Origin of the sequence: Brucella pituitosa (assembly GCF_003049685.1) — a bacterium.
In the GTDB taxonomy this organism is placed as follows: domain Bacteria; phylum Pseudomonadota; class Alphaproteobacteria; order Rhizobiales; family Rhizobiaceae; genus Brucella; species Brucella pituitosa.
In genome coordinates, this window is sequence record NZ_PYSY02000001.1 from 2,277,501 (window position 1) to 2,302,706 (window position 25,206).

Here is a 25,206-nt window from a genome sequence, read left to right on the forward strand (position 1 = left end):
TCGGTATGCGCCGACATCCAATTCTTGGCTACAGCCGAATGCATACAGGCGTCGATTGGGCAGCCCCCCGCGGCACACCAATCATCTCATCGGGTACTGGTGTGGTGGAAAAGGCCGGATGGACCAATGGTTACGGCAATCAGACTTTGATTCGTCACGCCAATGGCTATGTCAGCAGCTACTCTCACCAGAATGCAATTGCGCGCGGCGTAACTGCGGGGTCGCGTGTACGTCAAGGCCAGGTGATCGGTTATGTCGGATCAACCGGACTGTCGACCGGACCACATCTTCACTACGAACTGATCGTCAACGGGACCAAAGTTGATCCGCTTCGTATCCGCCTGCCAGATAATAAAGCGCTCAAAGGCAAAGAGCTGGAAGCTTTCAAGCAGGAACGTGACCGTATCGATACGCTCCTGGATACGGATGATGCAGGCAATGGCACTAAGCTTGCCTCCAGCGGGTCGACAAAGAGCTAATAATTCGTCGCCCCGGCCTATTGGCTTATCTAAGAACACACAAAACGCGAAAGCGCGGCGCATCTTTTAGAGCGTGTTTCGATCTGATTGAATCAAATCGAAACACGCTCTAACTGTTTGTTTTAACGCGCATCTTTTCCGAAAACCGTTTCACACTTTTCGGGATGCGCTCTAAAATGCACCGCGCTTTTTATTCATGCTGTCGCCAAGTTCACTCCGTGAACTCGACCGTCACGCCCGCTTTTACAAGCTTGGCCAGCTCTTCAGCATCCCAATTGGTCAACCGTACGCAGCCATGGCTGGATGTTTTGCCAATCCGTGAAGGCTCAGGCGTTCCGTGAATACCGTAAGTCGGCTTGGAAAGCGCGATCCAGACAGTGCCGACAGGCCCGTTCGGTCCCGGAGGAATGGTCAGAACCTTGTCATTGCTGCCCTGTTTGAAGTTGATCTTCGGATTGTAGGTGTAGTTTGGATTGATGGCGATACGCTGCACCTGCACGATGCCCGACGGGGATGGTGTGTCCGACGAACCGATCGTCGAAGGATAGGCCACGACGAGTTTGCCGGTTTCGTCATAGCCGCGCACTTGCTTACGCCCTTTGTCGGCGATGATTCGCGCAACCTTTGTACGCACTGGCTTTCCCAGATTAGGGACTTTGACGATAGAACCCGGCTGGTTGAAGTTGACGCCTGGATTGATCTCTTTGAGATAAGCCTCGTCTATATGAAACTTTTCACCGAGCATTTCCGTGACAGACGTATAGGCCATGGCTGGAAGCTGAGCCTTATGCGCATAATCATCCGGAATGGACGCTACATATTGACGGCCGACATCTTCATTGGTGATCGTATATTCGGTGAAGGCTGCGCCGCCGGTCGCTTCCAGCTCAGCATTGATCGCAGCGTCATCCTTTGGATCGAGAATCTTGCCAGTCATCTCGCCAAAAGCTGCAGCGGCCTTATCGACATTGCTGCCCGAACGACCATCAATGACACCCGGCGATGCGCCTGCCCGATCCAACAGAATCTGATAGGCAGCGATCTTTTCCTTCGCTCCCTGCCCTTTCGGCATTTCTATAGCTGGAGTCATGTCATCGGGATTCGGTACAGCATGCGGTTGCACGGGCGGCTGCTCATATCCCGGGTCACGATTGATGCTGGCGGTCGGCGATTCAGTGTCAGGATATTCAGTGCCAGCGGGCGGCAACTCGGAACGCTGAACCTGTCCGTCGCGATTATAATCGTAAGCAGGTGCTGAAGGGGCATCCGGATAATAGTTCGGATCTTCCGGCACATTGCCAAAGCCGTCATAGGGCGCACCACCACCGACCGGGCCGTCGGACCAGTTTCCGCCCTGCTGACCACCGCGCGCATAACGATCGGATTCGCGCGGATCTTCAATATTGATGACACGTCCGCGTCGGTCGAGCGTTACCTGACGACCATATTCATCAGTGTAAACCCGCACGCCCCTATCGCGGCCTTGATCGCGGCTACGCTCATTACCCCAGTCGAAAAGCTGGGCCATCTGCACGGGCTGCGAAACATTGGTCGTCGCATCGCGCTCTTCCGCATGAGCTGCCGCCCCTGCTGCAAGAATGATTGCAGAACCGAACAATCCGAAGCGAAGCATGCGTAAGAGATGCGACATGGAGGAAACCCTGAATGATCTTATGCCGTATGGATGCAGTTATATGGTTAACAATTGTTTATTCAATAACAGCAAATGCCAGATGAACTGGACATGAAGATGGCCATAAATACCGTTCACGCTTGCAGAAAAAAGGAAAAGCGCCGCAATCGGATGACTGCGGCGCTTTTGAACATCACACATCAGGCTTTACGCGTCTGCGTTTTCCTTCACAGGCTCATCTTCAACCGCCACGCGAATCGGGCGGAAGTTGAGGCGATCTGAGCCGGGCAATATCTTGACGATGGAACCATCAAGAATGTCACCAAGCAGAATACGCTCGGCCAGCGGGTCCTGAACCTCCTTCTGGATGACGCGCTTCAACGGACGCGCACCATAAGCCGGATCATAGCCCTTGTTTGCCAGCCATTCACGGGCATCGTCTTCAAGTTCCAGCGTGATCTTGCGATCATGCAGGAGAGCCTGCAGACGCTTCATCTGGATGTCGACGATCGAACCCATGTCATCACGACGCAGCCTGTGGAACAGGATGATCTCATCAACGCGGTTCAGGAATTCCGGACGGAACGCAGCCCGCACGACACCCATCACCTCATCGCGAACGCTTTCGACATCATCCTTCTCGCCAAGATTGACAAGATATTCAGCGCCGAGGTTCGAGGTCATGATGATGACCGTGTTGCGGAAATCGACCGTACGGCCCTGACCGTCGGTCAGACGACCGTCATCAAGAACCTGCAGCAGCACGTTGAACACATCCGGATGCGCCTTTTCGATCTCATCGAACAGGATCACCTGATATGGTCTGCGACGCACAGCTTCCGTCAGAACGCCACCCTCTTCATAGCCGACATAACCGGGAGGTGCACCAATCAGACGGCTCACGGAATGCTTCTCCATGAATTCCGACATATCGATACGCACCATTGCCGTGTCGTCCTGGAAAAGGAACGAGGCCAATGCCTTGGTCAGTTCGGTCTTACCCACACCGGTTGGTCCGAGGAAAATGAACGAGCCGATTGGCCGGTTCGGATCCTGAAGACCAGCACGTGCACGGCGGACAGCTCGCGAAACCGCCTGAACGGCCTCGCCCTGACCGATAACCCGCTTGCCGATTTCGTCTTCCATACGCAGAAGCTTTTCGCGCTCACCTTCCAGCATCCGTTCAACCGGAATGCCAGTCCAGCGGGCAACGATCTGCCCGACATGTTCAGGCGTCACGGTTTCCTCAAGCAGCGAGCCTTTATTCTCGTTGCTTTCAGCGTCGACAAGCTGCTTTTCGAGCTGCGGGATCGTACCATAGGCAAGTTCACCTGCCTTCTGGAACTCACCGCTGCGCTGTGCGATGGCCAAAGCATTGCGGGCTTCTTCGAGCTGACGCTTCAAATCTGCCGCAAGGCCGAGCTTCTGCTTTTCAGCCTGCCATTTCGCTGTCAGTTCAGCCGACTCTTCTTCCAGATCGGACAGCTCTTTTTCAAGACGCTGCAAGCGATCTATGGAGGCTGCATCGGTTTCAACCTTCAGCGCTTCACGCTCGATTTTGAGCTGCATTGCGCGGCGATCAATCTCATCGAGCTCTTCAGGCTTGGAATCCACCTGCATGCGCAAACGCGACGCGGCTTCATCGACCAGATCGATAGCCTTATCCGGCAGGAAGCGATCTGTGATATAGCGGTTGGAAAGCGTAGCGGCGGCCACAAGCGCCGAGTCAGAAACGCGAACCTTGTGATGCTGCTCGTATTTTTCCTTCAGTCCGCGCAGAATCGAAATGGTATCTTCTACCGTCGGTTCATCGACAAATACCGGCTGGAAGCGACGGGCAAGCGCTGCGTCCTTCTCAACATATTTGCGATATTCCTCAAGCGTGGTTGCGCCAACGCAGTGCAGTTCGCCACGAGCAAGTGCAGGCTTGAGAAGGTTCGATGCATCCATCGCACCATCTGATTTACCAGCACCGACAAGCGTGTGCATTTCATCAATGAACAAAATGATCTGGCCAGCAGCCGTCTGCACTTCTGAAAGCACAGCCTTCAGACGTTCTTCAAACTCGCCACGATATTTTGCACCAGCGATAAGCGACCCCATGTCGAGCGCCATCAACTGCTTGTCTTTAAGCGATTCGGGCACGTCACCATTGACGATACGAAGCGCCAGACCTTCTGCGATCGCAGTTTTACCAACGCCTGGCTCACCAATCAGAACCGGATTGTTCTTGGTGCGACGTGACAGAACCTGAATCGTGCGTCGAATTTCTTCATCGCGACCGATAACCGGATCGAGCTTACCCGCACGTGCATCTTCCGTGAGATCGCGCGCATATTTCTTGAGCGCATCGTAGTTGCTTTCAGCGGAAGCCGAATCGGCAGTACGACCCTTACGCATATCGTTGATGACCTTGTTGAGCGCCGTTGGCGTTACACCAGCAGCGGCCAGAATTTCAGATGTTTTGGCGGATTTCTCTATAGCAAGTGCAGTGAGAAGTCGTTCAACTGTGACAAAGCTGTCACCTGCCTTGTTCGCAAGCTCTTCAGCCAAGGTGAAAACCTTCGCCAATGGCTGCGCAAGATAAAGCTGGTCATTGCCACCGCTTACTTTCGGCAGCTTCTCGAGCGCATTCTGCAATCCAAGACGCACATCAGCAATGCGACCGCCCGCGCGTTCAATCAGAGATGCAGCCAGGCCTTCTTCGTCATCGACGAGCACTTTCAAAAGATGTTCAGGCGTGAACTGCTGATTGCCCGATGAAAGAGCAAAGGTCTGAGCCGACTGAATAAAACCCCGAACCCGTTCCGTGTATTTTTCAATATTCATGATGTCTCCTTTTCCTTCCGACCCATTCTGGCATCGAAAGATATTTGGTGACGGAGCTCCCGAATTCGGCAAGCTCCTTATCCGTCAAATCATATGGGAAGATGGACAGGTTTCGGCAAGACCGTAATCGCTATAAAGGCGCAAATAAAAATGGCGCGGAAAACCACGCCATCTTTGAATATCAATCAGTTGTCGGTTTAAAAACTAAGCGTCGGAATCCGCCGTTTCAGCAACCGGTGTATCGCCAGCGCCTTCATCCTTGGCAACACGACGCGGACGACCCGGACGTCGCGTAGTGCGGCGGACAGGAGCTTCTTCTTCAGCCGAAGCTGCAACTGGTGCTTCAGCCGCAGGAGCAGCCTTTTCAACGACAGGAGCGGCTTCCTCTACGACAACCTTGGCAGGCTTTTCAGCGCGTGCGGGCTTTTCAACGACCGGTGCTGATACTGGAGCTGGCTGTTCGTCAGCTGCAGCAACCGGCGTCTCTACGGAAGGCTGTTCCGAAGTATCTTCTGAATTGAAACGTTCGCGTTGCGGGCGACGACCGCGACCAAGACGACGCTGATCGCGTCCGTCACGGGGTTGCGAGCGGTTTTCCGAACGGTTCTCACTGCCTTGGTCGCCATAGACGACTTCAGCAGGTGTGCCTTCGATAACAGGCTGCGGGCCCGAACCGTTTACTGGCTGCGGTGCGGAAGCGGCTTGAACAAAGCCGTTTTCATTTTCATCTTCATCACCACCATCATTGTCGAAGTTTTCTTCGCGCTGATATGGAATGTTCTGCTGCGCCATGGCAGCCATGATGATGCGATTGTAATGTTCTGCGTGCTGAAGATAATTTTCAGCGATGACACGATCGCCGGACGCCTGCGCGTCACGAGCCAGTGTCGTATATTTTTCTGCAATATGTTGAGCATTGCCGCGGATTTTTACGTCCGGACCATTGCTTTCATAATTACGCGACAGAGGATTGGGGCCCTTGCGGTTATTGTTGTTATTATTATTGTTATTCCCCCGTCCGCGCATGCGCCTGTTCTGCTGTGCTGGCCTCATAGTCATCTCTTTTCAGATTAAAGGGCGTAAAATTCCCGTAGCGTAAAGCCACCGGCTTCGCATTATCGAGCCATGGAGGAAGCACACCCTAAAACTTCCCACACATCGAATGGTTCTGAGTTCCGCACTGTCCATCAAAGACAACACGAACCTTTCGGGTTGGCATTTTGCTAGACCCGATCCGAAAAGACGAACTTCTCGGAACTATTTTTGAAAGTCGTGCACTTCCGTACAAACCATCCCATGAGAAAACCCACATGGGAGCATGACCCAAAGTCGTCATGGAGCATTTCCGCCACCGCCCTCAAGCGGGCAAAACCATTCTGGCTGTATACGGTGGCTGGAAACTAAACGGCTTCGCGTCAAATTCCAAGCGCTTTTTTAGCATCATCGAGCGTTTTTTACAGCGCATCCCGAAAACTGTGAAATGGTTTTTGGACATGATACGCGCTGAAAACATCGTTGGATGCGTCGATCTGTTTCAATCAGACCACACACAACTCCGACACTCGTTCGTTTAAAAGCCCATTGCATCTTTCTGCGTGAAAACCATGGCCCTTCTATGGCCACCGAGATCGCTTGCATTATTGATCAAATGGAAGTCGGCGCTTTCAAAAATCACGCTCACATCGTCAAACTGGCCTGCGCCAATTTCGACGGCAACTATTCCATCCTTATATAAGTACCCGGCCGCATGTTTTGCAAGGGCACGATAAAAATCCAGTCCATCCGCGCCTCCATCAAGGGCCGCCATCGGATCGTGCTCACGCACTTCTCGCGACAGATCCGCGATTTCTTCATGCGGAATATAGGGGGGATTTGAAACAATAAGATGAAACCGCCCACGCACATTGGCAAACCAGTCGCTTTTGAGCGCCGCAAATCTGTCGCTCACGCCATTCATCGCCGCATTGATCCGCGCCATGGCCAGTGCGCCTTCAGCAACGTCCAGTCCGACGCCGTGAAGTTTTTCAAACTGATGCAGCAGTGAAATCACGATGGCGCCGGTCCCGGTGCCCATGTCGAGCGTCGTTGCCCGGCCATGCTGTACGATCAGTTTTTCGAGATAGGGTGAAACCAGCTCAACCAGCGCTTCAGTATCAGGGCGAGGTTCAAGCGTTTCCGGTGAAAGGCGGAAAGGCAAACCATAAAACTCGCGCATGCCGATAATGCGATGTACAGGCTCGCCAGCTATCCGACGCTCCAGTGCGTCATTCAATTGCACGACCTGCACTTCATCAATGAGCTTCTCCGGCGAGGAAATCAGATCAAGTCGCGTTGCGCCGGTGATCCACTCGACCAGAAGCTCTGCGTCGAGATCGGGTGTATCGAGTTCTGCCGCACGCAGCCGTGCACGGCTTGATGCCATCAAGCTATCAAGACGCTCGCCGCTCACGCGTTTTCACCCAGTTCCATCAGAAGTGATGTCTGGTGATCGGAGATCAATGCATCGACCAGTTCGTCGAGCTCACCCATCATCACACGATCAAGCTTATAGAGGGTCAGATTGATACGGTGATCAGTAACGCGGCCCTGTGGAAAATTATAGGTACGGATGCGCTCGGAACGATCACCCGAACCGACCTGGCTGCGACGTGATTCCGACCGTTCACTCTCAGCCTTCTGCCGCTCCATATCGTAAAGACGTGCGCGCAGGATCTGCATGGCACGGGCACGGTTCTGGTGCTGAGATTTTTCGGCCTGCACCACCATGATGCCCGTTGGAATATGGGTAATACGCACAGCCGAGTCAGTCGTGTTGACGTGCTGTCCGCCGGCACCGGAGGCGCGCATCGTATCGATGCGGATATCCTCGTTGCGGATTTCAATGTCGATATCTTCGGCTTCCGGCAACACCGCAACGGTTGCAGCGGATGTATGAATGCGCCCGCCCGCTTCGGTTTCAGGCACGCGCTGCACGCGATGCACACCTGATTCGAATTTGAGCTTTGAGAAGACACCTTTGCCCGAAACCGTGGCAATGATTTCCTTATAGCCGCCTGCGTCCCCCTCGCTGGCCGACACCAGTTCGACCCGCCAGCCTTTTTCGGCTGCAAAACGCTCATACATGCGGAAAAGATCGCCTGCGAAAAGCGCGGCTTCCAGTCCACCTGTACCGGCACGGATTTCAAGGATTGCATTCTTCTCGTCGGCGGCATCTTTCGGCAGAAGAAGAATCTGCACTTCCTGCTCCAGCCCCTCAATCCGCTCAAGCACGCCCGGCAGTTCTTCCACCGCCAGCGCCCGCATCTCAGCATCGGTCGATGCGTCATCGCGCATGGAAGCGAGGTCCCGCGCTTCATTACGCGCATCGGTCAGTTCACGGATTTTGCCCACGACGTCCTGAAGCTCGGAATATTCCGACGCAAGCTTTACATAGGTTTCCGAATCCGGATTGTTCGCCATCTGGCTTTCAATCATCGAGAACCGCTTGAGAAGCTGGTCCATCCGGTCCTGTGGCAATGCGATCATTGGTATGTCCTGGTATCTATAGCTGTTACGCGAATAAGCAGTATTGAGCGCCGCGCGCAATGCGCGGCACCCAAACATTCCATGCAATTTGCTACGCTATAACGGAATATCGTTGTCTTCGGCAAACTGAAGCAGCAATTCACGCATCGAATGTGCGCCATTGGGCTTGTCCAGCTTCTCGTTCAACAATGCATTGAGTTTGCTTACATCAAGCGCGCCAAGCATCGCCTTCACTGGTCCGATATTGGCCGCCGACATGGAAATCGAGCGGAAGCCGAGGCCAAGCAGCGCCATCGCAGTCAACGGACGGCCCGCCATTTCACCGCATAACGTAACCGGCTTTCCATGGCGATTTCCAGCATCGACAATATGACGAAGCGTACGCAGGAAGGCTGGCGAAAGCTGATCGAAACGACCGGAAATCAGCGAATTGCCGCGATCGACCGCCATCAGAAACTGGAACAGATCGTTGGAGCCAACCGAGACAAAGTCGACAATCGCCATCAACTCATCAAGCTGCCACAGAAGTGCAGGCACTTCGATCATCGCACCGAGTTTGAGATTGAGCGGCAGTGTATGAGCAAAGCGGGAAAGATGACGGACTTCGCGATCAATGATCTCGCGCGCGGCCTTCACTTCACTAACTTCCGTGACCATCGGCAGCATGATTTTAAGTTCACGCCCACCCGCAGCTTTCAGCAGCGCGCGCAACTGTGTGCGCAGCAAGCCCGGACGATCCAATGTCAGACGGATCGCGCGCCAGCCGAGAGCCGGATTTTCTTCCTGCGCTGTGGCACGGAAATAGGGGAGCACCTTATCGCCGCCAATATCGAGCGTCCGGAAGGTGACAGGCTTGTTGCCTGCCGCCTCGATTACCGAGCGATAAAGCCGTTCCTGCTGTTCAGCACGCGGGAAAGTCGACGCCACCATGAACTGAAGTTCGGTACGGAACAAACCAATACCGGCAGCGCCCGATGCCGAAAGTTGCGGCAGATCCACCAGCAAACCGGCATTCATCAGCAGCGAGATATCGACGCCGTCCTTTGTCAGAGCAGGCTTGTCGCGCGATTCACGATAAAGCGCCTGACGACGGGCACGGAAACGAACCTTTTCCGCATAGGCGGCTTCAACATCCGACTGCGGACGCAGATGCACGATGCCCTCATCGCCATCGACAATCGCCGCATCGTTGTTTTCAGCCATGGAAACAGCGCCTTTGGCCTGTCCCACGACCGGAATCCCCATCGCGCGTGCAACAATCACCACATGACTTGTTGCTGCACCATCTTCCAGAACCACGCCGCGCAAACGTTCACGCGGATAATCAAGGAGTTCGGCAGCACCCATGGTTCGCGCAACAATGATCGCGTCCTTGGCCAGAGATTCGGCCATGGTCTTTACATCGCGCCCCATGAGCTGTCGCAGCAAACGATTGGCCAGATCATCGAAGTCGGACAGGCGCTCACGCATATAAGGATCGGTCAGATGCACCATGCGCGCACGCGTGTCGCTCTGAACCTTTTCGACAGCTGCTTCGGCGGTCAAACCATTGTGAACTGCTTCTTCGAGACGGCGTACCCAGCCGCGATCATGGGCAAACATGCGGTAGGCTTCCAGCACTTCACGATGCTCACCTTCAATCGCCACATCGCGGCGCGAAAGCATATCATCAATCGAAATGCGCAAAGACCCCAACGCTTCTTCCAGTCGGACCAGCTCAGCCTGACTGTCTTCATTGAAGAGATTGGTTACAACGATACGCGGCTCGTGCAGTACGACATGGCCAAGGCCGATGCCGTCATTAAGCCCATTGCCAGTCACACTCATCGGACGGCCAAGATCCAGTTCAATGCCTGGACGCGCGAGACGCAGACCATCTCCCGTCGCAATGATTTCGGCCAGAACCATGGCTGTCGTTTCAAGTGCTTCTACCTCGTCCTCACGATAAGCGCGCTTGGTCTGGTTCTGGACAACAAGAACGCCCAAAGTGCGGCCAGCGCGAAGCACCGGAACACCGAGGAATGAATTATAGGCTTCTTCGCCTGTTTCCGGCAGATAGGCAAAAGCCGGGTGGCTCTGCGCGTCGGTCAGGTTCAAAGGGCGTGCACTCGCAGCAATGGTGCCGACAAGGCCCTGCCCCAAACGCAACTGCGCCAGGTGAACGGATTGTGGATTAAGACCTTCAGTGGCGTAGAGCTCAAGCACACCATCGGCGCGAAGAATGTAAAAGGAGCAGACTTCCGCAACCATGTTTTGCGCGATTTCACGGACAATCCGGTCAAGACGCTCCTGCGGCTCCAGCGGCTCCGCCATCAATTCGCGCAGCCGCTTCAACAGCACGCGGGGACCGGTTGTCAGATCACGCATGATCGTCGGGGGCTCCTCATTCTGGTACAGGCTTAGCTTCACGCAAAGCCAGTTCCCATTACCCGCCTGCGAAGCGTTACGCCAAATCCTTTGTGAGCATTTTTGACACGCGCGTCTAGTCTCTTCGTCAGAAAATCTGACAACTTGTATAATAAGACAATGCCGCCCCCAAAAGTGGTGAGCGGCATTGTTTCAAAACGGGTCTTTGGTTGCGAGCCTCTCAGCCGGCTAATGATCCGACTAAGCGCTGATTATTTATCAAGCCCATAGACGCCATGCAGTGTACGCACAGCGAGTTCTGCGTAAGGCCCATCAATCAGGATGGAAATCTTGATTTCCGACGTGGTGATAGCACGGATATTGATGCCTTTTTCAGCCAATGCCTTGAAGGCAGTTGCTGCAACACCTGCATGGCTGCGCATGCCAATACCGATCACCGAAATCTTGGCAAGGCCGGTTTCCGACTGAATGTGATCGGAGCCGATTTCCGCCTTCACTTTATCGAGAACGCGCAGTGCCTTGTCGATATCACCGGTCGGGATCGTGAACGTCATGTCGGTTTTCGAACCGTCTTCCGACACGTTCTGTACGATCATATCGACATTGATGTGCTCTTCGGCCAGAGGTCCGAAAATCGCAGCCGAAATGCCTGGCCGGTCGGCCACGCGTCGGAGCGAAATCTGAGCTTCATCCTTCGCATAAGCGATACCAGTGACGACCTGCTGTTCCACGATTTCATCCTCGTCGCAAATGAGCGTTCCGGGCGGGTTGATCGGATCATCCATGCCCGGTGCATTGGGGTCCGTAAAACTTGAGCGCACGAAGGTGCGAACTTTATGTACCATGGCAAGCTCGACCGAGCGTACCTGAAGCACCTTGGCACCGAGCGAAGCCATTTCCAGCATTTCTTCAAACGTAATGCGTGAAAGGCGCTTTGCCTTGGGTTCGATGCGCGGGTCGGTCGTATAGACGCCATCGACATCGGTATAGATATCGCAACGGTCAGCCTTCACACCCGCGGCAATCGCCACAGCTGAAGTGTCAGAGCCGCCACGGCCCAGCGTTGCAATGCGGTTATCCGGGCCGATACCCTGGAAACCGGCAACAACGGCAACCTGCCCCATTTCCATGCGACGGATGATTTCCGAACCGTCGATTTCCTGAATACGGGCGGCGCCATGCGCATTGTCGGTCTTGATCGGAATCTGCCAGCCCTGCCACGAACGGGCGTCCACACCAATCGACTGCAGCGCAATCGCCAGAAGGCCACTCGTTACCTGTTCGCCAGAAGCAACGATCGCATCATATTCGCGCGCATCGTAGAAGGGTGAAGTGCCACCGGCAACCTTGGGCATGTTCTGCACCCAGCTGACCAGTTCGTTGGTCTTGCCCGACATGGCGGAGACAACGACGGCAACCTGATTGCCGGCATCGACTTCACGTTTGACGTGGCGCGCCACATTAGAGATGCGTTCCAGATCGGCCACAGAAGTGCCGCCGAATTTCATCACGATGCGCGCCATTTAAGGATACGTCCCGTCTTTTGAAAAATTACACTAACGCCTGCCGAAACCTTATTTTCTTGCGACAGACAAACCCGGGGTCACATAGCTAAAATGTCGCGCTTCCGCAAGGGTGTGATTCCCGTGAAACAATAATGCTTCAAGTCAAACCGCGAAATTGATTTGATCCTTGACTTTAACACGCTACCTTGAGAGCAGGACTGTATGCTGCGTCCGCTGGAGAATGATATGACTGAGACTGCCCGTACCACCATCGATGCTTCCGAAATCGAGCATTTTTCGCGCATTGCCGCACAATGGTGGGACCCGCAGGGCAAGTTCCGTCCGCTTCACAAGTTCAATCCGACGCGGCTCACCTATATCAAGGAAAAGGTCTGCGAGAAGTTCAATCGCGATCCCAACAGCCCTCGCCCGTTTGAAGGCTTGCGCTTTCTCGATATCGGCTGCGGCGGAGGACTTCTGTGCGAGCCGATGTCGCGTCTCGGCGCAACGGTGATTGGTGCGGATGCATCCGAAACCAATATCGAAGTTGCAAAAATCCACGCCGCCCAAAGCGGTGTCGAAGTCGATTATCGTGCAACCACCGCAGAAGCACTGGCTGAGGCTGGCGAGAAGTTCGATGTCGTTCTCAACATGGAAGTGGTCGAACACGTCTCTGACGTTGATCTGTTCATGTCTGCGACCAGCGAAATGGTGAAGCCGGGCGGCCTGATGTTCGTGGCCACCATCAATCGCACACTCAAAGCCTATGGCCTTGCAATCATCGGCGCTGAATATGTATTGCGCTGGCTGCCTCGCGGCACGCATCAATATGAGAAGCTGGTGCGCCCTGAAGAACTGGAAGCTGCATTTTCCAAGGCTGGCCTCACCCTTATCGACAAGCTTGGTGTCACTTATAATCCGCTGGCCGACAGCTGGAGCCGCTCACGCGATACCGATGTGAACTACATGGTTCTCGCCGAACGTCGTCAATAATTACCGCTTCTGAGCTTTTGTCGTCAGCGCCACACCAAAGGCGATGACGACGGCACCTATCCATGTGAGCGGCGGATAGTTTTCGCCCAAAAATAGCGTGCCGGAAATCAACCCGAGAGCTGCTGCAACATAGCCGATCTGGCTGAGATAAACTGGCCCACCGACCGCCTGCAGCCGAAAAAACAGAGCAAACATACCTGCCGAGGCAATAGCTTGTGCAACTGCCGCCATCGGTGCCAGAGCCAGTGTCTCAATTGGGAAGTTGCCGCTAAACAGGAAAATACCCACAAAAAGCATCACAGCCGCCGCAAGATGACTTCCCGCTGCAAGTTCCGTCGGGTCAGCATTTTTAGGCCAGTCGAGTGTGCGATAGACATTCCCCATTGCCAGAAGCACCGGAATGAGAAGTGCGAGTCCAATCCACAATGGATCAGCAGGCTTGCCCACTTCTCCACGTGTCATTGCCACCATGATTGCGCCGATGAACCCGGCGACAATCCCTGCAATACCAAGCCCGTTGGGACGGCGCAGACCAAATGCCATTGAGATCACCAGCGTCATGACCGGCGAAAGCGTGTACATGATTCCCGTGAAACCAGCACCAAGGCGCGGAATAGCCGACAGGATCAGCAGATTCGGCAGCGCGTAAGAAATCGCCGCCGTGCAGATGTAATAACGCAGCTTGCCGTAAGACATCCCAACCCGCTTTTTGCTCAAAAGCAAAACCAGAAGCAGAATAATCCCCGCACTGGCTGAAAACAGGAATGTCCACATTGCAGGCGGAACACCGGCTTCCGCAGCAATTTTTCCCAGCGGTAAAATGAGGCCTAGCAACGTGCCAGTGGCAAGCAACAGGAAAGGCGCGGAATCCAGAAGTTTCATGCGCCGTGTGCCCCCTCACGCAATTCGATAATCTTTATAAAATCAGTTCTTGTCTTCCGGGAAGACAGGCAGCGGCATCACATCCACACCGTCTTCGATGAGAGAATGAACGTCTTCCCGGGAAGCTTCGCCGTAAATGCCGCGCGCTTCAGTCTCACCAAAGTGGATCTTGCGGGCCTCTTCGGCAAACTGATCGCCGACATAATCCGCATTCTCGCGAACCTTGCGGCTCAGCTCGCGCATCTCATCCAGCACCTGCTTCTGTGCTTCCCCCATGGCAATCGCCACCTGCTCTTTCGAGCGGCTGGTGGATACAGCAGGCGCCATCAGCGACTTCTGCACTTGCAGCGATCCACAGGACGGACAGGATACAAGCTTGCGCTCCGCCTGCCGATCAAAATCAGCATTATCGCGGAACCAGCCCTCAAACTCATGGCCGTGATCGCAATGAAGCGAAAAGCGGATCATGGATTATGCGTCCTCTTTCTCTTTTGCGGAGGCAACCTTAACCGAGAACTCACGCGCATTCTTGAGATTAGGCACTTTGGCGCGTGCGCTTGCACTTTCCGCAATGTCAATATCTGCAACAATGACAGCCGGTTCGTCGTGGGCTGCTTCCGCCAGAACCTTGCCCCAAGGCGAGACGATCAGCGAATGGCCGTAGGTCTCGCGACCGTCTTCATGGAGGCCACCTTGTGCTGCTGAAATCAGGAATGCACCATTTTCAATCGCACGTGCACGCTGCAAAATATGCCAGTGGGCTTCACCCGTCTGCCTGGTGAAAGCAGCCGGTGCTGTAATCACATTGGCACCGGCGAGCGCCTGCGCGCGGAAAAGCTGCGGGAAGCGAATATCGTAGCAAACAGCCATACCGACATTAGCAAAGGGCAGTTCGGCAATAACGGTTTCTTTGCCCGGCTCATAGGTTGCCGATTCGCGCCAGCTTTCGCCATTGTCGAGATCAACATCGAACATATGAACCTTATCATAAGTGGCAATCTTTTTGCCTGAAGGCGCGAAGATGCCACCGCGATTGGCGATCTTGCCGTCGCCCACATCAATGGCCGTCGATCCGATATGCAGAAAAATGCCGTGCTTCTTTGCAAGCGCCGATGCAGCCCTGAACACAAGGTCATTGCTTTCATCGCGCAAGCTTGCAAAAAAGGCCACACGGTCGCGCATCAGCGCGCCGGTCATTTCAGGGGTCTGCACATAATGAGCACCCTTTGCCACAGCATCAGAAACCAGTTTTTCCAAAGCTTCGACATTGCGAACAATATCGGTGCCTGAGCGCATCTGGACAGCAGCGGCGCGAAAAGTGCTCATTGGTATCTCCCCTAAATTTAGTTCAGTGCGCCGGTTGCAAGCAAACCATCAAGCTTGCCAGCATTGTCGAGCGCAAAAAGATCGTCGCAACCGCCGACATGAACCGAACCCACAAAAATCTGCGGGAAAGTGTTGCGGCCCGAACGCTCCTGCATTTCTGCACGCAGTTCAGGCGTGGCACCCGCATTGATTTCGTTGAACTGAACGCCCTTCTCATTGAGAAGCCCCACTGCACGCGTGCAATAAGGGCAGCCTGGGCGGGTATAAATGGTAACATCAACCATGAAAAACTCCATTCGTTGCCAACTATATAAGTGGCAACGCACTGATCTGGAAGCCCCTCATGCATTCACGAAACTGTATTTATGTGTCGGGCAGGACGCGACTAAATGTCAACACGTCAACACTCTTTGCCCCACCGCGCAGCAAGGCGCGGGTCGTAGCTTTCACGGTCGATCCGGTCGTGTAGACATCGTCGATCAGCAAAATGCGACGCCCCCGCACATGAATATCGTGTTCTTTCGGAACCCGGAACGCGCCATCAACATTGCGTTTGCGCTCTTTCAGACCAAGCCCGATCTGCTGATCGGTACGGCGAATACGCTTGACCGCCTGTGGGGCAAAAGGCTTGTTGCTCAACTCTGACAATGTTCGGGCCAATTCTGCCGATTGATTGAAACGTCGCGACCAGAAGCGCCACCTGTGCAAAGGTACAGGCAGAATCACATCACATTCATCCAGCAATTCTCGCCCTGCCCGCTGCATCCAGCGCGCCATCCACGGCGCAAGATCGGTTCGGTCATGAAACTTGAGTGCCACCGCCATGCGCTGTGCCGCCCCCCGATGCAGAACTGCCGATCGCAATCGCCGAAATGGCGGCGGGTCGGCAATGGCCTCAGCGCTCATGAAATTCTCGCCGAAATCATGATTGAACGGAATGCCCAGCACCGGACAATAGGGCTTTTCGATAAAGCGCAACTGCGACCAGCATTGCGGGCATAGGGTTCCCGGTTCGGAAACCTGCGTACGGCAACCGATACAACTCGCCGGAAACAAAATATCCGAAGAATAGCGTAAGCCGCCACGAACGACGCTGAACGCGTTCGTTTTGATCCTGTACAACAAGCTTTGATGCGATCTGTCGTCATCCGCCATTGCATTCGCCCCCGTTCGAATGCATCTAATCATTTGCTTTCACGCATTATCCCACGCAAAACCGCTTCACACTTTTGCTGGAAATGCTTCTACTTTATCTCAGCATGCTCGAAAGAGAAGACGGAATCGCAATGGCCGCTCCCTCATCCGCCCCCGCACACGAAAGTGCGATATTTGATCGCGATCTTTTGCTGGCCTTCCGTCGGCGCGCATTCAGACGCGCTGAACCAGGTGCGGATTTTCTGTTGCGTCGCGCTGCCGAAGATCTGGAAGACCGGCTGGATGCTGTCAAGCGTCACTTTCCTGTTGCTGTCGACCTTGCTGGCCACAATGGGTCTGCCGCCGCAGCCATTGCCCGATCAGGTAAAGCCGATCTGATCCTGCGCGTCGAACGCGATGAAGCTTTCTTGAAAGGCCCTTTTGCAGCAATTGTTGCAGATGAAGAAATTTTGCCGCTCAAACCCGGCAGCGTTGATCTCATCGTTTCACTCATGTCTTTGCACGCGACCAATGATACGCCGGGTACAATGGTGCAGATTGCGCGTGCACTTAAACCCGACGGTCTTTTCCTTGCAGCATTCAGCGGCAATGGGACCTTGGGCGAATTACGTGAAAGTCTTTTACAGGCCGAAATTGAACTGACCGGCGGGGCTTCTCCGCGCGTCTTCCCGTTTGCGGATGTGCGTGATGTCGGCGGCCTTTTGCAGCGCGCAGGCTTTGCACTTCCGGTAACGGATGTAGAAAACGTCACCGTACGTTATGATTCAATTTTCAATCTGATGACCGATCTGCGTGCGATGGGCATGCAGAATGTTTTGCGCGACCGCTCGCGCAAGCCTGTATCGCGGCGACTTTTCCTGCGTGCCGCCGAAATTTATGCCGAACGCTTCAGCGATCCGGACGGACGTATCCGTGCCACTTTCTCGACAATCTGGTTATCGGGCTGGGCACCGCACGAATCGCAGCAAAAGCCACTCAAGCCCGGTTCTGCCAAGGCTTCGCTGGCTGATGCATTGAAAAACATCGAATAAAGCTCTTAGAGCATGTCTCCCAAAAGTGGGAACCGGTTTTGGGGTAAAGACATGCTTAAAAACAAACAGATAGAGCATTTTCTACGATTCATCTTAAACAGGAAATGCTCTAGCAATCGCCCGTATGGCTGCCGTCCGGATCAATGACGCAGATTGGACGAACGGGCGCTTTACGCGCGACAACTGGATCGCGTTTGATCGAACCGGTCATGGTTCGATCAATGCCATCCGGCAGCACGGATTGGGCTGCAACCTTATTGGCCTGATCGTTTAAAACCGGCACGATGATCAGCGCAAGGGCGACGGCAGCGGAACCAAAAAGAAGCACGACGCGCAAAATGCCGCGACCAGCTTTCGAGAGTGGACCCGGCGTATATTCATTATGATCTGCACTGAAATAATTATTATCGAAACTCATGAGGCAAACTCCGGGGCACTTGTCCCAGAGAATGCCGTAGCTGAGTGAATCATCGATTAACGCGAAGGGTTAACGAGTAAGGATTTGGGTACTATTTTTTGACTTTCCACAGCTCATAAAAGATCGATCAAAAACGGGATCAGCGGCTCGTCAGCTGGCGGCATTGGGTAGTCGCGCATATCCTTTGGCCGGACCCATTTCAGCGCCTGCCCTTCCAGCCCTTGTGCGACACCTTCAAACCGGCGGCAGACATAGAGCGGCATCAGCAAATGAAAGTCGTCATAGGTGTGGCTGGCAAAGGTCAGAGGCGCAAGACAAGCCACCTTTGTCGTAATGCCAACCTCTTCCTGCAACTCGCGGATCAACGTTTCTTCCGGGGTTTCACCCTGTTCAACCTTGCCGCCGGGAAACTCCCAGAGACCGGCCAGAGACTTTCCTTCCGGACGTTGGGCCAGAAGCACGCGTCCATCAGCATCCACAAGCGCGCAGGCCGCAACCAGCACGATACGGCGGGATTTAGTCTCACTCATTTTTCATTACTCTCCCGGTAAGCGTAACGATAGGCTTCCTGAAAGCCGAAACGCTCATAAAGTGCCAGCCCCGCCACATTGTCCGCTTCGATTTGAAGCCACGCCTTTTTGGCACCAAGGCTCACAGCCCATTTAAGCGTTGATCCGATTATGGCGCGCCCATATCCATTGCGACGGGCATCCGGCAACGTACCGACATCGAAAAGCCCGGCCATCACACCATCCTGCACGCAAAGCACATTGGACACCGCGCGTCCGCCCTCCTCCAGAACAAACATGCCCTTGTTGGGACGAATGCCATCAAGCAGTTCCGAGAACCCCGGACGAAGTTCTTTGGGGCGTCCGTGGATGATCACGGATGCCTCGACAAAGCGCCCGATATCTTTGAGCGGTATCTGATCCTGTTCCTTCGACAGATCCAGCTCTTCCAGATTGGAAGTCATGACGATGGTTTCGTCCTGACGTTTCCACCCCAGACCTTCAAGATAATCTTCAAGTTCGACCGGAGCGAGCGGCGAAAGACGAAAACATGGCACACGTCCGTAAGCGCGGAAGCGTTGCGAAGCCAGCTCGACACGCGCCGGAATGTCACGTGTATCGCCCGGATCAAGCGGGTTGACCGAGTTGAGGCGCTTTGAAGGATGCGCTGCCGTCATACGTATCGCCCACGTGCCGTCATAATGAACAGACGTGGCGGGCCATGCACGAAAGCCCACGGCCTCAAGCTGGCGAACGATAGCAAGACTTGGCGCGGAACCGGGCTTTGTCACTGTCAACTCCGTAAACTCAGCTTCTGTAGTCGCCATTAATAGCCACATATTCTTTCGTCAGATCGCAGGTCCAGACTGTCGCCTTGCCCTTACCGATCCCCAGATCAACGCGGATCAGAATATCTTCTCCCTGCATATAGGCGGAAGTTGCCTCTTCGGAATAGGCCGGATCGCGTTCGCCCTGATGCGCGACGCGAATATCGCCGAACCAGATTGCCAGCAGATCGCGATCAGCCGGTTCTCCCGCTTTGCCGACAGCCATGACGACACGGCCCCAATTGGCGTCTTCGCCGGCAACTGCTGTCTTGACCAGCGGTGAATTGGCAATGGAAAGCGCAATTTTCTTGGCCGAAGCGGCCGACTTCGCGCCCGTTACTTCAACTTCGACCATCTTGCGTGCGCCTTCACCGTCACGCACGACCTGAAGCGCCAGCGATTTCAGAACGCGTGCCAGCGCCTTCTTGAATTCGCCGAGGCGCTTGTCGGAAGCATCTGTAATTTCAGGCGCGCCGCGTTCAGCAGCGGAACCCGTCGCAAACAACATCAGCGTGTCAGATGTGGATGTATCGCTATCAACCGTGACCGCGTTGAAGGTCGGGCCAACGCCCTTGGAAAGCAGGCTTTGCAGCACATCGGATTTGATCGGTGCATCCGTGACGACAAATGAAAGCATGGTTGCCATATCAGGCGCGATCATGCCTGCACCCTTGGCAATGCCATTGATCGTTACCGGAACCTGACCGAGCAGCACCGTTTCAGTGGCCACTTTCGGATAGGTATCGGTGGTCATGATGGCTTTGGCGGCTTCCGTCCAGAAATCATCGCTGGCCGAGCCTGCCATATCGCTCAAAAGGCCCGAGAACTTCGACGCATCAAGCGGCTCGCCGATCACACCGGTAGAGGCAAGAAACACATCGGTCGTGTTGCAGCCAACAGCCTTGGCTGCTGCTTCTGCCGTTGCTTCCGTGGCTGCACGGCCCTTAAGACCGGTAAAGGCATTGGCATTGCCGGAATTAACCACCACTGCGCGTGCCTTGCCATGTGCAAGATTGCGACGGCAGAAATCAACCGGAGCGGATGGGCAAAGCGAACGGGTGAAAACACCCGCCACTTCTGCAGGTTTGTCAAACACCATTAGCATGACATCCGTGCGGCCCTTGTACTTGATACCGGCAGCAGCAGTTGCAATACGCACACCGTGAATGAGCGGCATGGACGGATAATGTTTTGGAGCAAGCGGTGATACGGACGCGGACATGAGTGCCTCTGAAGAGCTGCGATTTGATTCTGCCGCATTGGAAATGTTTGCGGCACAAAATCAAGAGATAACTAAAGCGAAATCCGAAAAGTGTGGAGCAGTTTTCGGACAAGATGCGCTCCAAAACAAATGCTTAGAGCATTTCCTCCTATCCGGAGAAAATTGAAGCCGCTCTTAAGTCGCAATGAAAAACGCCCCGGAAATCCGGGGCGTTTTTAATTCATTCAAGGATTACTGCTGCGGCTGAGCGGCTGGGGCATCGCCCTCATCGCCCTGTGCCTGTGCCGCTGCCGCTTCCTTCATGGCTTTGTCGACGGCCGGATCCTTATAGTCGATCTTCATGCCGTCGCGCAGCTTCTTGACCATTTCGACATAACGCTCACGCATGATGATCGAACGAATCTGCTCGGAAACCTGATCGAACGCTGGCGGCTGCTTGGTACGACGATCTTCAAGCTGAATCACGTGGAAGCCAAACTGCGACTGCACAGGTTCCTTGGTATATTCGCCCGGCTTCAGCGCAAAAGCGGCTTTTTCGAATTCCGGAACCATCTGGCCTTCAGAGAAGTAACCGAGATCGCCACCATTGGCAGCGGTGCCATCGGTCGAGCTTTCTTTGGCGAGATCTTCAAACTTCGCGCCGCCTTCAAGCTTCTTGATGATTGCTTCAGCTTCTTCCTTGGTCTTCACGAGAATGTGACGTGCACGCACTTCGACCTGTGGGGGAATGGCTGCAATTTCCTTGTCGTAACGCGCACGAACATCGGCGTCGGAAATCTTGTCGACAACCGCGTCCTTGAAATATTCGTTATGGAGCGCGCGTTCACGCAGGAATTCCATACGGCTCTTGAATTCATCGCTCTGGTCGAGCTTTTCCTTCGCAGCTTCATCAGCCATCGCCTTGATGTCGATGAGGGCTGCGAGAGCGGCCAGACGGCGCTGTTCAGCCGGAAGGCGTGCAAACTGCGGATCCAGATCACCAGCGGCCTGGTCGACCTCACCTACGGTGATATCCTTACCGTTTACAGTCGCCAGAACCTTTGCAGGATCTTCGGAAGCGGCAGCAGATGCAGCAGCTTCAACTGGCTTTGGTGCAGCATCCTGCGCAAAGGCAACGATGCCCGAAAAACCTGCCAGTGCAACAGACGTGGCAAGAATGGCAAGAGCCTTGCGGTACGGGGCTTTGAGAATGGCTTTCATATGAGATTCTCTCCTTCGAGACCGCCTACCGGCCCCATGAATGCGGCGGAATTTGGCCCGGGAGGACTGTTGTCCGCGATAAAAGACAGGATTTCCGGCCTATCGAGCAACGTTGACATCGCTTGAAGCCCCTCTTATCTGTCCTTCGACTTGTCGTCCAGTAAGCGACCGGGAGAATTACGCGAAAAATGCGCCGTATCCGGCAGCTTTTAAAGCGCAGTTTTCTTGCATTTGTTTCAATACGCGTGAATAAAGCATTCGACAAAGCATTATCGGTAAAAGTGCAAAGCGCTTTTGTGTTCGAAAATGCGATAAAACAAAGAGTTAGAGCCTTTCGAGAATTTCGGTGAAATCGAAAAGGGCTTGGCGCCGGAAGCGCTTCCGGCTGAACGGACAGGAAAGGACCAGGAATGGTCAGCTTTGGCGGCCTCGCCCGCAAGATATTCGGTTCATCCAACGACCGCCAGGTGAAATCACTGCGGGCCCGTGCGGAACAGATTACTGCGCTTGAGAAGAATTACGAAGGGCTTACCAACGAACAGCTTCAGGCGAAGACTGCGGAATTCCGTGCAGCTCTCGCGGAAGGCAAGAAGCTCGACGCATTGCTGCCGGACGCTTTTGCGACGGCGCGTGAAGCCGCCAAACGCGTGCTTGGCATGCGTCCTTTCGACGTACAGCTGATCGGCGGCATGGTGCTGCATGAACGCGGTATTGCTGAAATGCGTACCGGTGAAGGCAAGACGCTGATGGCGACCCTGCCTGTCTACCTCAACGCGCTTGAAGGCAAGGGCGTACATGTGGTGACGGTCAATGATTACCTCGCCAGCCGCGACGCCGAAACCATGGGCAAGCTTTATAACTTCCTCGGTCTGACCGTAGGCGTCATCAAGCACGGCCTCGATGATAATGAGCGTCAGGCAGCTTATGCCTGTGACATTACCTATGCCACCAACAACGAACTCGGCTTCGATTATCTGCGTGATAATATGAAATACGAGCGTGGCCAGATGGTTCAGCGCGGCCACAACTACGCCATCGTCGACGAAGTGGATTCGATCCTCATCGACGAAGCGCGCACGCCACTGATCATTTCCGGTCCGCTTGAAGACCGCTCTGATTTCTACAACCTCATCGACACCTTCATTCCAGCACTTGAGCCGGAAGATTTCGAAATCGACGAGAAGCAGAAGACGGCGATCTTCACCGAAGTCGGCACCGAAAAGGTTGAGCAGCTTCTCGACGCTGCAGGACATCTGAAAGGCGAAAGCCTTTACGACATCGAAAATGTCGCAATCGTCCATCACCTGAACAACGCGCTGCGGGCACATAAACTGTTCCAGCGCGACAAGGATTACATCGTCCGTAACGACGAAATCGTCATCATCGACGAATTCACCGGCCGCATGATGCCGGGCCGCCGCTATTCGGAAGGCCTCCATCAGGCACTGGAAGCCAAGGAAAAGGTTACGATCCAGCCTGAAAACCAGACGCTGGCTTCGATCACCTTCCAGAATTATTTCCGCATGTACACCAAGCTCTCCGGCATGACCGGTACGGCTGCGACAGAAGCGGAAGAATTCGGCAATATTTACGGTCTGGAAGTTCTCGAAATCCCGACCAACTTGCCGGTCAAGCGTCTCGACGAAGATGATGAAGTCTATCGTACGGTCGAAGAGAAATACAAAGCTATCGTGCGCGATATTCAGGCTTCGCACGAAAAAGGCCAGCCGGTCCTCGTCGGTACGACATCGATTGAAAAATCGGAACAGCTTGCAGAGCGTCTGCGCAAGGAAGGCATCAAGGGCTTCCAGGTTCTTAACGCCCGTTACCACGAGCAGGAAGCTTTCATTATCGCGCAGGCCGGTGTGCCCGGTGCTGTGACCATCGCCACCAACATGGCTGGTCGCGGTACGGATATTCAGCTCGGCGGCAACCTTGAAATGCGCGTGCGTGAGGAACTTTCAGATGTGCCTGAAGGCCCGGAGCGCGACGCAAAAATCGTCGAAATCAAGGCTGACATCGCAAAGCTGAAAGAAAAGGCGCTCGCTGCCGGTGGTCTTTACGTTCTTGCCACTGAACGTCACGAGAGCCGCCGCATCGACAACCAGCTGCGCGGACGTTCTGGTCGTCAGGGCGATCCGGGCCGTTCGAAATTCTTCCTGTCGCTTCAGGACGACCTGATGCGCATCTTCGGCTCCGACCGTATGGACGGCATGCTGCAGAAACTCGGCCTGAAAGAAGACGAAGCCATCGTCCACCCATGGATCAACAAGGCGCTTGAAAAGGCGCAGACCAAGGTTGAAGCACGCAACTTCGAAATTCGTAAGAACCTGCTCAAATACGACGACGTTATGAACGATCAGCGCAAGGTGATCTTCGAGCAGCGCCTTGAAATAATGGACGAAGAAGACCTGACCGAGACAGTGAACGAGATGCGCCACGAGGTCATCGAAGACATGGTCAGGCTGCGTATTCCGAAAGATGCCTACGCTGAAAAGTGGGAAATTGCCGCCCTCAAGGACGACATTCTCACGAAGCTCAACCTCGCCTTGCCTGTCGATGAATGGGCCAAGGAAGAAGGCATCGCTGAGGAAGAGTTTGAAGCTCGCATTAAGGAAGCCGCCGACAAGGCTGCTGCTGAGAAGGCAGAACGCTTCGGTCCGCAGATCATGACTTACATCGAGAAGTCGGTGATCATGCAGTCGCTCGACAATCTGTGGCGCGAACACCTCGTCAATCTCGACCATCTGCGCTCGGTCGTCGGTTTCCGTGGTTATGCTCAGCGCGATCCGCTCAACGAGTACAAGACCGAAGGCTTCGAACTGTTTCAGGCCCTGCTCGCAAACCTGCGTGAAGTAGTTATCACCCAGCTGATGCGCGTCGAAATCGTCCGTGAAGCGCCTCCTGAACCGGAACTTCCGCCAATGACCGGTGTTCATATCGACGGCACCACCGGCGAAAACGACTTTGACGAAAATGCATGGGCCGAACATCAGCAGGATGAACGCATCATCCCGGCTGGAGAACGTGACCCTGCGGATCCGACGACATGGGGCAAGGTTAGCCGTAATGAATCCTGCCCTTGCGGATCAGGCAAGAAATATAAGCATTGCCACGGAGCGTTTGATTAAGCGCATCCCGAAAAGTGCGAAGCGGTTTTCGGAGAAGATGCGCGAAAACGAATAACTGGAGCGCATCCCGAAAAGTGTTATCAGATACCGAACCCTGGCGCGAAATCGCTGGGGTTTTTCTTCATAAGTATAGCGCTTCAGCTTACAGAGCTTGAAAGGGCAAAGCGATACATC

At 54.4% G+C, this 25,206-nt stretch carries 22 protein-coding genes (1 of these 22 cut by a window edge); 5 read left to right on the forward strand and 17 right to left on the reverse strand.

Annotation, left to right across the window (positions count from 1 at the left end; translation table 11 throughout):
- Nucleotides 1-479 carry the final stretch of a M23 family metallopeptidase gene (locus C9380_RS11220; RefSeq protein ID WP_128093549.1) on the forward strand. 1,483 nt of this gene lie to the left of the window's left edge, so 479 of the gene's 1,962 nt are visible here — the last part of the coding sequence; its start codon lies beyond the left edge, outside the window; its stop codon occupies nucleotides 477-479.
- Between the two features lie 211 nt (nucleotides 480-690).
- Here the strand turns inward: C9380_RS11220 and C9380_RS11225 are convergent, their stop codons facing one another.
- From C9380_RS11225 to C9380_RS11260, 7 genes are all read right to left on the reverse strand, one after another.
- A complete protein-coding gene (locus C9380_RS11225) occupies nucleotides 691-2,130 on the reverse strand; it encodes a L,D-transpeptidase (protein ID WP_105708346.1) in 1,440 nt (479 codons plus the stop codon).
- A 189-nt stretch (nucleotides 2,131-2,319) separates the two neighbouring features.
- A complete protein-coding gene (gene clpB, locus C9380_RS11230; protein WP_024899681.1) occupies nucleotides 2,320-4,941 on the reverse strand; it encodes an ATP-dependent chaperone ClpB in 2,622 nt (873 codons plus the stop codon).
- A 204-nt stretch (nucleotides 4,942-5,145) separates the two neighbouring features.
- Nucleotides 5,146-5,994 carry a DUF4167 domain-containing protein gene (locus C9380_RS11235; RefSeq protein WP_100558530.1) on the reverse strand — a complete coding sequence of 283 codons (849 nt, stop codon included), beginning with the start codon at nucleotides 5,992-5,994 and terminating at the stop codon, nucleotides 5,146-5,148.
- A gap of 517 nt (nucleotides 5,995-6,511) precedes the next feature.
- Complete coding sequence (prmC, locus tag C9380_RS11245; protein ID WP_100560063.1) at nucleotides 6,512-7,363, reverse strand: peptide chain release factor N(5)-glutamine methyltransferase; 852 nt, start codon at nucleotides 7,361-7,363, stop codon at nucleotides 6,512-6,514.
- Between the two features lie 23 nt (nucleotides 7,364-7,386).
- Complete coding sequence (gene prfA / locus C9380_RS11250; protein WP_128093550.1) at nucleotides 7,387-8,466, reverse strand: peptide chain release factor 1; 1,080 nt, start codon at nucleotides 8,464-8,466, stop codon at nucleotides 7,387-7,389.
- A 96-nt stretch (nucleotides 8,467-8,562) separates the two neighbouring features.
- Entirely contained in the window at nucleotides 8,563-10,833 is a 2,271-nt protein-coding gene (gene ptsP / locus C9380_RS11255) for a phosphoenolpyruvate--protein phosphotransferase (protein ID WP_100558529.1), read from the reverse strand.
- A gap of 251 nt (nucleotides 10,834-11,084) precedes the next feature.
- Entirely contained in the window at nucleotides 11,085-12,356 is a 1,272-nt protein-coding gene (locus C9380_RS11260) for an aspartate kinase (protein WP_024899675.1), read from the reverse strand.
- 228 nt (nucleotides 12,357-12,584) lie between these two features.
- On the opposite strand from C9380_RS11260, the gene ubiG reads away from it, so the two are divergent.
- The gene (gene ubiG / locus C9380_RS11265) at nucleotides 12,585-13,331 is read left to right on the forward strand and encodes a bifunctional 2-polyprenyl-6-hydroxyphenol methylase/3-demethylubiquinol 3-O-methyltransferase UbiG (protein ID WP_105535462.1); all 747 of its coding nucleotides are present in this window, start codon (nucleotides 12,585-12,587) and stop codon (nucleotides 13,329-13,331) included.
- On the opposite strand, the gene C9380_RS11270 is transcribed toward ubiG, so the two are convergent.
- The 5 genes from C9380_RS11270 to C9380_RS11290 all read right to left on the reverse strand — a co-directional run bounded on the left by C9380_RS11270 (nucleotide 13,332) and on the right by C9380_RS11290 (nucleotide 16,694).
- Nucleotides 13,332-14,213, reverse strand: coding sequence for a DMT family transporter (locus tag C9380_RS11270; RefSeq protein ID WP_128093551.1), 882 nt, complete (start codon nucleotides 14,211-14,213; stop codon nucleotides 13,332-13,334).
- A 42-nt stretch (nucleotides 14,214-14,255) separates the two neighbouring features.
- Nucleotides 14,256-14,681, reverse strand: coding sequence for a DUF1178 family protein (locus C9380_RS11275; RefSeq protein WP_024899672.1), 426 nt, complete (start codon nucleotides 14,679-14,681; stop codon nucleotides 14,256-14,258).
- A gap of 3 nt (nucleotides 14,682-14,684) precedes the next feature.
- Nucleotides 14,685-15,539 carry a carbon-nitrogen hydrolase family protein gene (locus C9380_RS11280; RefSeq protein WP_024899671.1) on the reverse strand — a complete coding sequence of 285 codons (855 nt, stop codon included), beginning with the start codon at nucleotides 15,537-15,539 and terminating at the stop codon, nucleotides 14,685-14,687.
- A 17-nt stretch (nucleotides 15,540-15,556) separates the two neighbouring features.
- Nucleotides 15,557-15,823 carry a glutaredoxin 3 gene (gene grxC / locus C9380_RS11285; protein WP_024899670.1) on the reverse strand — a complete coding sequence of 89 codons (267 nt, stop codon included), beginning with the start codon at nucleotides 15,821-15,823 and terminating at the stop codon, nucleotides 15,557-15,559.
- 79 nt (nucleotides 15,824-15,902) lie between these two features.
- Complete coding sequence (locus C9380_RS11290) at nucleotides 15,903-16,694, reverse strand: ComF family protein (protein WP_128093552.1); 792 nt, start codon at nucleotides 16,692-16,694, stop codon at nucleotides 15,903-15,905.
- 131 nt (nucleotides 16,695-16,825) lie between these two features.
- On the opposite strand from C9380_RS11290, the gene C9380_RS11295 reads away from it, so the two are divergent.
- Nucleotides 16,826-17,725, forward strand: a complete 900-nt coding sequence (locus tag C9380_RS11295) for a methyltransferase domain-containing protein (RefSeq protein ID WP_036568138.1) — start codon at nucleotides 16,826-16,828, stop codon at nucleotides 17,723-17,725.
- Between the two features lie 109 nt (nucleotides 17,726-17,834).
- On the opposite strand, the gene C9380_RS11300 is transcribed toward C9380_RS11295, so the two are convergent.
- The 4 genes from C9380_RS11300 to argJ all read right to left on the reverse strand — a co-directional run bounded on the left by C9380_RS11300 (nucleotide 17,835) and on the right by argJ (nucleotide 20,701).
- Nucleotides 17,835-18,143 carry a hypothetical protein gene (locus tag C9380_RS11300; RefSeq protein WP_095447546.1) on the reverse strand — a complete coding sequence of 103 codons (309 nt, stop codon included), beginning with the start codon at nucleotides 18,141-18,143 and terminating at the stop codon, nucleotides 17,835-17,837.
- Nucleotides 18,144-18,256: 113 nt separating this feature from the next.
- Nucleotides 18,257-18,673, reverse strand: coding sequence for an 8-oxo-dGTP diphosphatase MutT (gene mutT, locus C9380_RS11305; protein WP_105708352.1), 417 nt, complete (start codon nucleotides 18,671-18,673; stop codon nucleotides 18,257-18,259).
- Nucleotides 18,670-19,479: a GNAT family N-acetyltransferase gene (locus tag C9380_RS11310; RefSeq protein WP_105708354.1), complete on the reverse strand. Its 810-nt coding sequence runs from the start codon at nucleotides 19,477-19,479 to the stop codon at nucleotides 18,670-18,672. The genes mutT and C9380_RS11310 overlap by 4 nt, the downstream gene beginning before the upstream one ends.
- Nucleotides 19,460-20,701: a bifunctional glutamate N-acetyltransferase/amino-acid acetyltransferase ArgJ gene (gene argJ / locus C9380_RS11315; RefSeq protein ID WP_024899664.1), complete on the reverse strand. Its 1,242-nt coding sequence runs from the start codon at nucleotides 20,699-20,701 to the stop codon at nucleotides 19,460-19,462. The genes C9380_RS11310 and argJ overlap by 20 nt, the downstream gene beginning before the upstream one ends.
- Between argJ and C9380_RS26810 the strand changes: the two genes are divergently transcribed.
- Nucleotides 20,700-20,867, forward strand: a complete 168-nt coding sequence (locus C9380_RS26810) for a hypothetical protein (RefSeq protein ID WP_157803346.1) — start codon at nucleotides 20,700-20,702, stop codon at nucleotides 20,865-20,867. The two genes, argJ and C9380_RS26810, sit on opposite strands and share 2 nt — an antisense overlap.
- A gap of 65 nt (nucleotides 20,868-20,932) precedes the next feature.
- Here C9380_RS26810 and C9380_RS11320 read toward each other — a convergent pair whose 3' ends face one another.
- A complete protein-coding gene (locus C9380_RS11320; protein ID WP_128093553.1) occupies nucleotides 20,933-21,901 on the reverse strand; it encodes a peptidylprolyl isomerase in 969 nt (322 codons plus the stop codon).
- 410 nt (nucleotides 21,902-22,311) lie between these two features.
- Between C9380_RS11320 and secA the strand changes: the two genes are divergently transcribed.
- The gene (gene secA / locus C9380_RS11325) at nucleotides 22,312-25,032 is read left to right on the forward strand and encodes a preprotein translocase subunit SecA (protein WP_128093554.1); all 2,721 of its coding nucleotides are present in this window, start codon (nucleotides 22,312-22,314) and stop codon (nucleotides 25,030-25,032) included.
- The last annotated feature ends 174 nt before the right edge of the window (nucleotides 25,033-25,206 follow it).